Below are 13,088 nucleotides of genomic sequence, written 5' to 3'. Positions count from 1 at the left end.
GCGGCGGGCTCAGCACAGGGACGGGACTCAGGCCGGGGCCTTGGAGACCATCACCATGGCCGGACGGATCACCCGACCGTTGAGTTCATAGCCCTTCTGCATCACGGCGATGACGGTGTTGGGCGCCAGTTCGGCGTTCTCTATCATGCTCATGGCCTGATGGGCATTGGGGTCGAACGGCTGGTTCTGCGGATCCAGGGCAACCAGGCCAAACTTGGCCACCGAGCTCTGCATGGATTTGAGGGTCAGCTCGACCCCTTCGATCATCGGCTTGAGCGCCTCGCTCTCCTTGTCGGCCAGCTCGATGGCGCGCTCCAGGTTGTCCAGCACCGGCAAGAGCTCGGCGGCGAACTTCTCCAGCGCGAACTTGTGGGCCTTCTCCACGTCCTGGGCGGCACGACGACGCAGGTTTTCCATCTCGGCGACGGCACGCACGGCGCGCTCGCGCTCTTCCAGGGAGGCCTGCTGGGCCGCTTCCAGTTGGGCCTCCAGCTCGGCAATGCGGGCCTGCTCGGCTGTCACTTCACTGTCTACATCGGTCGGCTCGACTGGCTGGACTTCCACTTGCTCCATCGCTTCAACCTTTTGTTCTTCGTGGCTCATGACATCTCCAATATTCAGGGTTGCTTATGAGGGGCTGCTGACGTTCAGACAAGCGACACGCGTCAGCGGACCCTGTGTTGGCGCTATTATGGGGACGCAGCCCCGGCTTTCAAGGGGAAAAGGGCATATCAGGCACAATGCCTGCCGCCAGCCGGCCAGCTTGCCACTTTTCGGGGCCGATTGCGCCAAGGGGCATGGAGACAGACAAATCCCCGGCAAAGCGCGGTATACTCCCCGCAAGACTTCCCCAGACCCGATAACCTATGGATTCTCCGTTCAAAACCGTTGCCCTCATCGGCAAGCCCCATCATGAAGGGGCCAACCAGACCCTCAGCGGCCTGTATCAATACCTGAGTACCCGCGGTTTTCGGGTGCTGCTGGAGAGCCGGGTCGCCCAGACCTTGGGGATCCTGGGTGACAACGTGATGGATCTGGTGCAGCTCGGCGAGCAGGCGGATCTCGCCATCGTCGTCGGCGGTGACGGCAACATGCTGGGAGCCGCCCGGGTGCTGTCCCGGTTCGATGTGGCGGTGATAGGGGTGAACCGGGGCAACCTCGGCTTCCTGACCGATCTCTCGCCCCAGGACTACCTGCTGCCCCTGGAGCAGGTGCTCTCCGGCCACTTCAAGAGCGAGCACCGCTTCCTGCTGGAGGCCGCCGTCTATCGCCACGGCGAGCGCAAGTCGAGCAACCTGGCGGTCAACGAGGCGGTGCTGCACCCGGGCAAGATAGCCCACATGATAGAGTTCGAGGTCTATATCGATGGCAGCTTCATGTACAGCCAGCGCTCGGACGGCATCATAGTGGCCACCCCCACCGGCTCCACCGCCTACTCCCTGTCGGCGGGGGGCGCCATCCTCACCCCCAAGCTCAACGCCATCACGCTGGTGCCCATGTTCCCGCACACCCTGAGCAGCCGTCCCATCGTGCTGGACGCGGACAGCGAGGTGCGGCTGCTGGTCTCCCCCGACAATCAGGATGACGCCATGCAGGTGAGCTGCGACGGTCAGGTGACCCTGGCGGTCCACCCGGGGGACGAGATCCTCATCAAGAAGAGCCAGCACAAGCTGCACCTGGTGCATCCGCTGGATTACAGCTACTTCCACGTGCTGCGCAACAAGCTCGGCTGGGGCAGCAAGCTGTTCTAGCAAGCGGGCCCGGGCCGACGCGAGCCTGAAGGCGAGGGCCTAGCCCTCGCCCCCCTCAACCAGCCGAAGCGGTCCGGGTTCGAGCTGCAGATGCACGCCATTTCTCCCCGCTGCCTTGACCCTGTACATGGCCTCGTCGGCCTTCATCAGCAAGTGCGCCAACCCTGTCTCTGCACAGGCGCAGACGCCCCCCACACTGACCGTCACCCCCTCGCACGGCGGGCAGGCCCCCTGACGGGAGCCCGTCTCTATCTGGCGGCGGATCCGGTCGCAGATGTCATGGGCCATCTGGCTGTTCACCCCTCCCATGATGAGGGCGAACTCCTCGCCACCTATGCGCCCCACCAGATCATCCTTGCGCGCCTCGGCCACCAGCACCCGGGCCACGTAGCGGATCACCTCGTCACCGCAGCCGTGGCCAAATCGGTCATTGACGCTCTTGAAGTGGTCTATGTCGAGCACCACCACGCAGCGCATCTGACCCGGCAGCGCCCGCTCTCCCAGCCTGAACAGGCCGCGCCGGTTGAGCACCCCGGTGAGGGGATCCCGCTCCGAGAGGGCCAGCAGCGCCTGCTCCGCCTCCACATAGGCCACCAGGGGCAGCAGCAATACCGAGCCTATGGTCAGCACCATGTGCATGAAGAAGATGCCATCCAGCAGCCCGTCCCCGTTGCCCATGCGGCTATCAGGCCCCAGCAAGAGCAGCAGCCCCTGGCTCAGCAGTATGGTGAAATGGAGCAGATAAATGGCAGCGACGGCATGGAGCACCCGCTTCTGGTGCCGGCTGAGGGAGACGATGAGACAAGCACACCAGAGGTAGACCACCGACTCCATCAGGGCCAGCACAATGCGCACCTCGAAGCGGCTCGACAGCCCCAGATAGGCAAGCAGCAACAGGACAACCCCTCCCCACAGGGGACGGGGGCGCCAGGACCGGCCATAGAGGGCATAAAAGCCGGCCAGCAACAGCAATATGCTCATGAGGGAGACCAGGCCACCGACCCTGATCCCCAGGGCCGGATGACCACTCCCTATTCCCAGACTGAGCAGCAGGATGGAGAGGGAGAAGAGGAAGGCCGACAGGGACCAGAACAGGAAGTTGCGCCGACCCGGCTTCAAGAAGTGGATGAACAACATGAGCAGTGCCGACATCAGATTGATTGCCAGGGAGATCAACAGCAGGGTCGGAGTGTGGATCATCTGGACGCATCCTTGGTGTGAGGCACGGTGGCCTGCCCGTTGAACCTGAGCCATGCCTGTCTCGAGTGTGTCTCAGCCACCCCGACTCCACAAGTTCACCGCCGCGACAAGACCCCATAAAGGTGAACGAATACAGGCTCATCGCGCGACAGCCCCAGGCTCACATCCCCCATGGGATGCCATGGCGGCTCAGCGCCTCTCCCAGTGCAGCCCCCCTCGCACAGCCCCTCATCCCCTTGCCCGGCAAAAAATCCCGCCACGCACACTTTACTGTATATAAGACCAGTATATACTGGATGCATACACAGTAATGTTGACCCATACAGGATGAGACCATGCTGACCCAGCTGACCGTCAACAACTTCGCCATCGTCAAGTTTCTCGAACTCGATCTGCAATCCGGCATGACCTGCATCACAGGGGAGACGGGGGCAGGCAAATCCATTGCCATCGACGCCCTCGGCCTCTGCCTCGGCGAGCGGGCCGAAGCCAGCATGGTGCGGCCGGGCAGCGACAAGACGGAAGTCAGTGCCCGTTTCCTGCTGGACGGCAACCCCGCCGCCCGCGCCTGGCTCGCCACCAACGAGCTGGAGAACGACGGTGAGTGCATCGTTCGGCGGGTGCTCTCCGCCGAGGGCCGCTCGCGCAGCTACATCAACGGCGTCCCCGTCCCCCTGGTGCAGCTCAAGAGCCTGGGTCAGTTGCTGGTCAACGTTCACGGCCAGCACGCTCATCAGCTGCTGCTCAAACCCGACTATCAGCTCGCCCTGCTGGACGGCTATGCCGGTCACCACCTGCTGCTCGATGAGGTGCGCCAGCACTATCAGCAGTGGCGTCAGCTGCAGAACGAGCTCAACCGTCTCAAGGCCGAACAGCAGCAGCGGGAGGCCCGCCGCCAGCTCATCGAGTATCAGGTGCAGGAGCTGGACGAGTTCGCCCTGCAACCCGGGGAGTTTGAGGCCATCGAAGAGGAGCACCAGCGTCTCGCCAACGGCACCGAGCTGATGCAGGAGTGCGGCTATTGCCTCGACCTGCTCTATGACAACGAGGAGACCACCATAGCCGGCCTGCTGCAGGTGGCGGTGGACAGAGCCGAGACCCTGGTCGGCATGGACAGCCGCCTTGGCAACGTGCTCGGCATGCTGAATGAAGCCCTGATCGGTGTGCAGGAGAGCCACAGCGAGCTGCGCAGCTATCTGGATCTGCTGGAGCTGGATCCCGAGCGTTTCAACGAGCTGGAGGCCCGCCTCTCCAAGGCGATCAACCTGGCCCGCAAGCACCACGTCAAACCCGCCGAGCTGGCCCAGTTCCACCAGGATCTGGCCAGCGATCTCGCCCGCCTCCACTCCGATGAGGAGCGGTTGGAGGGGATGGAGGATGAACTGGCCGAGGCCCGTCAGGCCTTTGTCCAGGCGGCAGAGGTGCTCAGCCAGAGCCGTCAGCGCTATGCCCAGGAGCTGGCCACCCAGGTGACCGCCAGCATGCACGAGCTGGCGATGCCCGACGGCCGCTTCGCCATCGAGGTGCGTCCCGACGCCCAGAGCAGCCTCTCCCCCCTTGGTATCGATCGGGTGGAGTTCATGGTCACCACCAACCCCGGGCAGCCCATACAGCCGCTGGGCAAGGTGGCCTCCGGCGGCGAGCTGTCGCGCATCAGCCTCGCCCTGGTGGTGATCAGTGCCCGCAAGATCTCCACCCCCACCCTGATTTTCGACGAGGTGGACGTGGGGATCAGCGGCCCGACGGCGGCCGTGGTGGGTCGCCTGCTGCGCCAACTCGGCGAATCCACCCAGGTGATGGTGGTCACTCACCTGCCCCAGGTGGCCGGCAAGGGTCACCAGCACATGGTGGTCAGCAAGCACACGGACGGCAAGACCACGGAGACCCAGATGCAGGCGCTCAACCAGGGGGCCCGCCTCAACGAGCTGGCCCGTCTGCTGGGGGGGGATCAGATCACCGACAACACCCTGGCCAATGCCCGCGAGCTGCTTGCCTCCTGAGGGTGGTGCGACAAGCCATCGACGCCGCTCGCCGCCTCTGGGGCGGCGAGCCATTCAGCCTTCGTCGACATGAGCGGGAGTGAGTCATCAACCTTCCGACGCCAGCCCTAAGCGCCATGTCATCCACCTTCATGGTGACCTGACCGGAAGGAGAGCCACCAAGCCACCGGTACGGGGGGTAGTGATCAACCTCCCCGGTTGCCCGCCCAACGCGGCACTGGCCCCCTTGTACGATCTGCCCGAGGCGCCGAGTCATCGCCCCCGGCAATCTGCCAGGGGGGGCGGGCACCGGCACTCGCACAGGGCCACCCTATGCCTCTGCTGCCAGGCGCCAAGTGTCACCAAGGGCTTGGGTCGATGGCGTGCTCCCGGCACCTCCCCGAGCCCTCGGCGCCCCAAGCGAAGAGCGGCCGAATTTGCCCCCCTGGCCGCCAGACAGTAGAGTGGAACCGACTCGGGCCCCATGGCCCCCTCTGGCCCGGCGCCGCGACATGCGGCCGAGACCATCACCCGACATCAGGAACCACCTCATGCTTCATGTCTTTGGCCACAAGAATCCCGACAGCGACAGCATCTGCACCGCGCTGGTCACCGCCGACTGGCTCAACCTTCAGGGACGTCCAGCCCAGGCCTATGCGTTGGGTGAACCCATTGCCGAGACCCGCTTCATCCTGGAGACGGCGGGCGTGTCGGCCCCCCCGGTTCTGACGGGCAGCGTCGCCAACAAGCCGGTCTTTCTGGTGGATTTCAGCGAACTGGAGCAGGGGCCGGAGGGGCTGGCCGAGGCCGATGTGCAAGGCCTCATCGATCACCACCGCATCGGCACCCTCATCACCCGTGGCCCCCTCGACGCCTGGGTGAGGGCGGTCGGGTGCAGCGCCACTGTGCTGTTGGCGCTGATGGGCCATGACAATCTGTCCCGCGCCCAGGCCAGGTTGTTGCTGGGGGCCATCATCAGCGACACCTTCAACCTCACCTCCCCCACCACCACGGCAGAGGACAGGCTCGCGGTCGAACGGCTGCTGCCCATCGCCGATCTGGCCCTGGCCCCCTTTGCCCAGACCCTGCTGGAGCGGCGCACCCAGTTGGGCGATACCCCCCTGTGCGAGCTGCTCGTTGCCGACGAGAAGGCCTACCAGATAGCGGGCCATTCCCTCATGGTCAGCCAGATCTGCGTGATGGACCCGAGCCAGATCCACAGCCGGATGGAGGAGCTGCATCACGCCATGGCGCAGAGGCTGACCCTGGACTCGCTGGATGGCTATGTCTTGATGCTGACCGATCTGGCCAAGGGGAGCAGTGAGCTCCACTTTGCCAGCAGGGGCATACTGCCAGCCGAGCCGGTTCACCTGGCGGGGGCCCTCAGCCGCAAGAAAGAGGGGCTTCCCTGGTTGACCCGACAGCTGTCATAAGCCCCCAGCCAGCCCCTGTCCCAGTGGCGGCCCGCCGACCGCCACCGGGATTCCCCCCTTCGACATCGGCTCCCTGCACCTTGGCTCGGAGCCGGGCGAGCAGCATGATCACCAGGCACAGCCAAGACAAACCCCACGGCTGTGCTACCCACGGACCTTTTACCCATCTCATTCCTCCATCAAGGGGGCCATGGGCGGCATGTCTTCATTCTCCGTTCAACTGCGTCTGTTATGCTGATGTAAACAAAGGTGATCTTGCGCGCCCTCACCGACAAAGGATGACGTCTGGCGCCCACAGACAGACAAGTGAGAACCATGCAATACAGGGCGGGATCACTGTGGTAGGGGACAGCTCCTTTGTCCCCGGTGACCCGCGCCATGCCAAGGAGAACTGCTGATGACCCACACCAACATAGTGCTGTTGCTGGAAGGCAAGGATTACGAGCAGGAGACGCTGGCCAAGGCGAGCCGCCTGGCGCAGGGGCTGGGGTGCGATCTGACCCTGTTGCACCTGACGCACAGCAGCAAGGTGCGCCGCAATAGTCTGTCGCTGTCCGAGGAAGAACGCAGTGCCCAGGGCACATTGGATGCCAAGGCCATCATCAGCGAACTCATCACCCTGCTGCCTCATCCGGTGGATTACCACTGCCTGGTGGTCGATGACGTGGTCAGGGATCTGGGCCAGTGGCTGAGTTCCCACCCGGCCTCGCTCCTGCTGGTCGGCAGCCGCCACCACTGGATGGAGGGATCCTTGGCTCGCCTGCTCATCTACAAGCTGCCCGTCGATATCCAGATCTGCCACGAGCCCTATGCCGAGCAGCTCAAGGCGGTCGGCTGAATACCCGGGAGCCCGCTCAACGAGCGGGCTCCCTGCATTTATCCCCTAGGTAGACCTCCCGGCCCCTTGCACTGCCCCCAGCGGGTATCATGCAGGGCTCGCCTCCTCTTCTCCGGCTGTCACCCGGCTCCTTAATTGATAACTTCATCTACATGATTTCTTACACATTGCTCGCTTCTTTTTAAGTGCCATTTGCTGCAGGATATCGCCCTTGCACGCCTTCGCTCGTTTCGTTCAGGTGATAAATGAAGACTCTTCCAAAACCGGGCAAATATGCCCTGCTTGCCCTGGCACTGCTGGCCCTCGTGGTCTGGCTGGCCTGGCCCGCCAAGACCCCGGACCCCGTGCTGACCGCCACAGCGACCCGTCAGGATGTGGAGCAGACGGTGCTGGCCAGCGGCGTACTGCAGGCCATAGAGCAGGTGGATGTGGGGGCCCAGGTCTCGGGTCAGGTCACCTATCTGGCGGTGGAAGCCGGGCAACAGGTCAAGCAGGGGGACCTGCTGGCAGAGATAGATCCCCTGATAGCCCAGAACAACCTCAAGACCGCCGAGGCCGAGCTGGCCAGCCGCCGTGCCCAGCTCAAGATCAAGCAGGCGCAGCTCAAGCAGAACGAGCTGGCCTGGCGCCGCCAGCAGCAGATGTTCAAGCAGGAGGCGAGCTCCCGGGCCGACTTGGAGAGTGCAGAGGCGCAGCTGGCCGTCACCCGGGCCGAGCTGCAGAGCGCCCAGGCAGACATCGACAACGCCCTGATCAAGGTGGAGCGCACCAAGACGGAGCTCGGCTATAACCGCATTCAGGCCCCCATGGATGGCACAGTGGTCAGCATAGTGACCCGTCAGGGGCAGACCCTGGCCGCCAGCCAGACGGTCCCGACCCTGCTCAAGCTCGCCAACCTGGACACCATGACGGTCAAGGCGCAGATCTCGGAGGCGGATGTCACCAAGGTCAGGGCCGGCATGCCGGTCTACTTCACCCTGATCGGAGACCCGGATCGCCGCTATCACGGCACCCTGCGCACTGTCGAGCTGGCCCCCACCAACATCAACGAGCAGAGCGCCAACACCACGACCACCAGCAATGCCGCCATCTACTATTACGCCCTGTTCGATGTGCCCAACCCCGACCATCAGCTGAGGGTTGCCATGACCACCCAGGTCACCATAGTGCTGGGTGAACGCAAACAGGTATTGGCCATCCCCCAGACCGCCCTCGGCAAGAAGCTGGGAGAGAATGAATATGAGGTCACCCTGCTCAAGGAGGACGGGCAGAAAGAGACCCGCCGCATCAAGACCGGCATGAAGGATGACATCAAGATAGAGGTGGTGAGCGGTCTTGACGAACAGGACAAGGTGACCCTGGAGCAGGACAAGCCTGTCCAGAACGATGAGATGGAGATGGTCCCGTGAGCGAGCCCCTGATCCAGCTCAAGGGCATAGAGCGCCGCTACCAGAGCGGGGAGCACGAGGTGACGGTGCTGCACCCGCTGGATCTGACCATAGCGGCGGGGGAGATGGTGGCCATAGTCGGTGCCTCCGGCTCCGGCAAGTCCACCCTGATGAACCTGCTGGGCTGCCTCGATCGTCCGAGCGGCGGCCAATACCTGTTTCGTGGTCAGGACACCGCCGGCCTGGATGCCCTGGCCCTGGCACGGCTGCGCTGCCACCACTTCGGCTTCATCTTCCAGCGCTACCACCTGCTGCCCCATCTGGATGCGGCTGCCAACGTGGAGATCCCCGCCATCTATGCCGGCACCTCCCGCCCCGAGCGCCAGATACGTGCCCGCACCCTGCTGACCCGCCTGGGCTTGAGCGATCGCAGCCACCACAGGCCGGGCCAGCTCTCCGGCGGCCAGCAGCAGCGGGTCAGCATAGCCCGGGCGCTGGCCAATGGCGGCGAGGTGATCCTGGCCGACGAGCCTACCGGCGCCCTCGACAGCCACAGCGGCAAGGAGGTGATGGCCATCCTGAAGGAGCTGCACGCCCAGGGTCACACCATCATTCTGGTGACCCACGACATGGCGGTGGCCGACCACGCCAATCGCATCATCACCCTGCGGGACGGGCGCGTGGTGGAGGACAGCGGCCAGCCGGCTGCCAGCCCCCCCATCTCCCCGGATAAGGCCCACGGGGTGGAAGAGCGTCAGCAGATCCCCCAGGCCACTGTCGAACAGCTATCTTGCGCCCTCCCCCGGCCAGCTACCGGGCAGAAAGCCCGCGAGCCGGCGCCGGACCGGCTCCCCACCGCCTCTGTCGCCAAACGCGGCAGCCAGGGCTGGGATCGCTACCGGGAGGCGGGTCGCATGGCCCTGCACGCCATGCTGGCCCACCGCATGCGCACCTTCCTCACCATGCTCGGCATCATCATCGGCATCGCCGCCGTGGTCAGCGTGGTGGCACTCGGCCAGGGGGCCCGCGCCAAGGTGATCAACGACATCAACGCCATGGGCACCAATACCATCGACATCTTCCCCGGCAAGGACTGGGGCGACGAGAAGGCCGCCAGCATCCAGACCCTGAACGAGCGGGATCTCGACGCCCTGCTCGGCCAGCCCTATCTGGAGGGGGCCAGCCCCCAGATCGCCACCTCGGGCCAGTTGCGCTATCGCAACAAGACCAGCAGCGGCAGCGTGGTGGGCGTCGGCAGCGACTTTTTCCGGGTCAAGGGGATGACCCTCACCCAGGGCCGCCTGCTCGACGAGCGGGACATCCGCAGCCGGACGGCGGTGGCCGTGGTGGATGGCAAGACCATCACCAGCCTGCTCGGCAAGACGGATCCCGTCGGCCAGGTGGTACTGGTCGGCACCCTGCCGGTGCGCATCGTCGGCGTGGTGGCCCAGGAGACCGGCTTTGGCCCCAGCAGCCAGTCGGTCAATGTCTGGCTGCCTTACAGTGCCGTGATGAGCCGCCTCATCTCCCAGAACCACTTCAGCCAGATCACCATCAGGGTCAAGGACGGGGTCCAGCCGGCGCTGGCCGAGCAGGCCGCCGTGGCGCTCTTGACCCAGCGCCACGGGGTGAAGGATTTCTTCACCTTCAGCAGCGACAGCATCGTCAAGTCGGTGGAGAAGACCACGGCCACCCTGACGCTGCTGGTCTCCGCCATCGCGGTGATCTCCCTCATCGTCGGCGGGGTCGGGGTGATGAACATCATGCTGGTGTCTGTGGTGGAGCGCACCCGGGAGATAGGGATCCGCATCGCAGTCGGCGCCCGTCAGTCCGACATCCTGCAGCAGTTTCTGATCGAGGCTGTGATGGTCAGCCTGCTGGGGGGCCTGCTCGGCATCGGCCTGGCCATCTTCATCGGTTTTATCTTCTCCCTGCTCGTGGAGAGCTTCCAGATGCGCTTCTCGCTCTTCTCCATCCTGATGGCCTTCGGTTGCTCCTCGCTCATCGGGATCCTGTTTGGTTACCTGCCCGCCCGCAATGCGGCCCGGCTCGATCCGGTCGAGGCACTGGCGAGGGAATGATGATGCACAACTTATCCGATCGGGGGCTGCGCCTCTGGTCAAAAACGGCGCTCAGCCTAGTGCTCGCCGTCTGCCTCGGTGCCTGCAGCCAGCAGAGCACCTACCACAGGCCCGAACTGGATGTGGCGCCAGCGTGGCAGCAGGACGCCCGGGATCTTGGCGGCCAGCAGGCCGGGCTCTGGTGGCAGGGGTTCCGGGATCCCGCCCTCGACCTGCTGGTCGATGAGGTGCTCGCGGCCAACCCGGACATGCAGGTCGCGGGGCTCAGGCTCAAGAGCGCCCTGCTCGGCGCCGATCTCGCCGACACCAACCTCACCCCTTCGGTCAACGCCAGCCTGGGGGCGAGCGGCAACAAGAACATGAAGGATGGCAGCGCCAGCAGCAACCTGGGCCCCTCCTTCAACCTGAGCTATGAGGTGGATCTCTGGGGCCGGCTCGCCTCGGTGCGGGATCAGGCGCAGTGGGAGGCAGAGGCCAGCGAGCAGGATCGCGCCGCCACCCGCCTGATGCTGGTAGGCAAGACCCTGGAGCAATACTGGCAGCTGGCGTATCTCGGCTCGGCCATCTCCCTGGGCGAGCGCCAGCTGGCCAACTACGAGCGGATAGAGCGGCTGACCCGGGCAAAATATGACGCCGGGGCCGTCACCCGCCTCGATCTGGTACAGGCCAGCCAGCAGAAAGCCGGCAAGCAGGCGGAGCTCGCCTCTCTCACCCTGCAACGAGAGCAGGCCGGCAACGCCCTGCGCCTGCTGCTCGGCCGCAGCAGCGGCCCGCTGGAATTTGCCCCGACCTCCCTCGCCATGGGTCCCATTCCGACGCTGGCGGTCGGCATCCCCGCCGATGTGCTGGCCAGGCGCCCAGACGTGCGGGCCGCGGAGCTGCGTCTTCGCAAGACGCTGGCCAGAGGGGACGAGATCCGCACCGGCTTCTACCCCACCCTCAGCCTCACCGGCGGCGCCAGCACCACCTCGGACACCCTGACCCAGGTGCTGCAGAACCCGGTGGGAACCCTGGGTGCGACCCTGGCGCTCCCCTTCCTCGAGTACAACAAGACCCGGCTCTCCATCGCGAGCTCCGAGATTGACTATCAGATAGCCGAGACCGAGTTTCGCAAGCAGCTCTATACGGCCCTGCTGGAGGTGGAAGACGGCCTGGCCGCTCGCCAGCAGGGGGAGCAGCGGCTGCGTTATCTCGAGCAGCAGCTGGCCTATGCCAAAGAGGCCGAGCGGCTGGCGGGGGCCCGCTTCCTGGCGGGCGCCACCGGGGTTCAGCCCTGGCTGGACGAGCAGAATCGACTGTGGGATGCCGAACTCGGCGTGCTGGCCCAGCAACAGAGTCAGCTCAAGACCATGGCCGGGATCTACCGGGCACTGGGAGGGAGCGATCGGAGCTAGAGCCCGGTCAACCCCCAGGGCGGCCGGCATGACCTCCCTGCTGGCCGCCCTTGTATCCTCTCCATAACAAAGCAATTGATAATAGTTTTCATTTAATGAAAAATGAGCGCTCTCGTCTGTCAGGAGTACTCAAATGTCACAGCCCGCCCCGGTCAATCGCCCTCGCCTGCTCACCGTCAAGCATGTCCACGATGTGAGCCCTCATCTGCGCCGAGTCTGCCTGACCAGCCCTGAACTGGCGGATTACCCCTTCAGCTGTGGCGGTGCCCATATCAAGATCATGCTGCCCCGGCCGGGCCAGAGCGAGATAGTGCTGCCAACCCCGACCCCCAAGGGGCCCCGCTGGGAGGATCCGAGCCAGAAGCCCATACTGCGCACCTTCACCATCCGCGCCTTCCGCCGCGAGGCCCTGGAGATCGACATCGACTTCGCCCTGCACGGCGACATCGGCCCCGCCAGCCGCTTCGCCCTCCACGCCAAGCCGGGGGACAGGCTCGCCATCTCGGGCCCGGGCGGCCCGGACCCTATGTTGCAGCTGGCCGCTCACTACTACATGGCCGGCGATCTCACCTCCCTGCCCGCCATCAGCGCCATGGCCGAGGTGATGCCGGCAGAGGCCAGGGGCCATATCGCCCTGTTGGTGCCCCATCAGGAAGATGTGCAGGATCTGTCGCTGCCAGAAGGGGTCAGCCTGCGCTGGTTTGTCGGCACGCCGGACCAGACCGGCCCCCTGGTGGAGTACTTCACCTCCCTGCCCATGGCCGCCGAGGAGAGCTATTTCTGGTTCGGGGGGGAAGAGGGTCTGGTGGTGCCCCTGCGCCGTCATGTCAGGCGGACCCTGGACACCGATCGCCAGCGGGTCTACGCAGTGCCTTACTGGCGCAGCGGCAAGGATGAAGACGCCTACCATCAGGATCGCCACGTCGTGATGGATAGCTGATAACACCCTGTATTCCTTGCTCTTATCAGGCCTTCTCCCGCTCGGGAGCGGGCCTGGTTGTCATGCTTCCCTCCCTTTTTTACG

Annotated in this window: 10 protein-coding genes; 8 read left to right on the top strand and 2 right to left on the bottom strand. The window is 64.8% G+C overall.

The window, feature by feature from the left end; genetic code table 11:
- Nucleotides 1-27: 27 nt before the first annotated feature.
- A complete protein-coding gene (gene grpE, locus HB860_RS04810) occupies nt 28-603 on the bottom strand; it encodes a nucleotide exchange factor GrpE (protein WP_025327678.1) in 576 nt (191 codons plus the stop codon).
- Between the two features lie 263 nt (nt 604-866).
- On the opposite strand from grpE, the gene nadK reads away from it, so the two are divergent.
- A complete protein-coding gene (gene nadK, locus HB860_RS04805; RefSeq protein ID WP_005332581.1) occupies nt 867-1,751 on the top strand; it encodes an NAD(+) kinase in 885 nt (294 codons plus the stop codon).
- Nucleotides 1,752-1,790: 39 nt separating this feature from the next.
- On the opposite strand, the gene HB860_RS04800 is transcribed toward nadK, so the two are convergent.
- Nucleotides 1,791-2,951, bottom strand: coding sequence for a GGDEF domain-containing protein (locus HB860_RS04800; protein WP_247625894.1), 1,161 nt, complete (start codon nt 2,949-2,951; stop codon nt 1,791-1,793).
- 335 nt (nt 2,952-3,286) lie between these two features.
- On the opposite strand from HB860_RS04800, the gene recN reads away from it, so the two are divergent.
- The 7 genes from recN (at nt 3,287) to HB860_RS04765 (ending at nt 13,004) form a co-directional block, all read left to right on the top strand.
- Entirely contained in the window at nt 3,287-4,951 is a 1,665-nt protein-coding gene (recN, locus tag HB860_RS04795; protein ID WP_139436320.1) for a DNA repair protein RecN, read from the top strand.
- A 530-nt stretch (nt 4,952-5,481) separates the two neighbouring features.
- Complete coding sequence (locus HB860_RS04790; protein WP_247625893.1) at nt 5,482-6,363, top strand: DHHA2 domain-containing protein; 882 nt, start codon at nt 5,482-5,484, stop codon at nt 6,361-6,363.
- A gap of 397 nt (nt 6,364-6,760) precedes the next feature.
- Complete coding sequence (locus tag HB860_RS04785) at nt 6,761-7,201, top strand: universal stress protein (RefSeq protein ID WP_247625892.1); 441 nt, start codon at nt 6,761-6,763, stop codon at nt 7,199-7,201.
- Between the two features lie 245 nt (nt 7,202-7,446).
- Nucleotides 7,447-8,610 carry an efflux RND transporter periplasmic adaptor subunit gene (locus HB860_RS04780; RefSeq protein ID WP_247625891.1) on the top strand — a complete coding sequence of 388 codons (1,164 nt, stop codon included), beginning with the start codon at nt 7,447-7,449 and terminating at the stop codon, nt 8,608-8,610.
- Nucleotides 8,607-10,670 carry a MacB family efflux pump subunit gene (locus tag HB860_RS04775; protein WP_247625890.1) on the top strand — a complete coding sequence of 688 codons (2,064 nt, stop codon included), beginning with the start codon at nt 8,607-8,609 and terminating at the stop codon, nt 10,668-10,670. The genes HB860_RS04780 and HB860_RS04775 overlap by 4 nt, the downstream gene beginning before the upstream one ends.
- Nucleotides 10,667-12,064, top strand: coding sequence for an efflux transporter outer membrane subunit (locus HB860_RS04770; RefSeq protein ID WP_432612669.1), 1,398 nt, complete (start codon nt 10,667-10,669; stop codon nt 12,062-12,064). The genes HB860_RS04775 and HB860_RS04770 overlap by 4 nt, the downstream gene beginning before the upstream one ends.
- Nucleotides 12,065-12,197: 133 nt before the next feature.
- Nucleotides 12,198-13,004: a siderophore-interacting protein gene (locus tag HB860_RS04765; RefSeq protein WP_247625888.1), complete on the top strand. Its 807-nt coding sequence runs from the start codon at nt 12,198-12,200 to the stop codon at nt 13,002-13,004.
- The last annotated feature ends 84 nt before the right edge of the window (nt 13,005-13,088 follow it).

The organism is Aeromonas genomosp. paramedia, assembly GCF_023093515.1.
Taxonomy (GTDB): Bacteria; Pseudomonadota; Gammaproteobacteria; order Enterobacterales; family Aeromonadaceae; genus Aeromonas.
The sequence above is the reverse complement of the archived record's forward strand: the minus strand, read 5'-3'. Positions and strand labels throughout refer to the sequence as shown.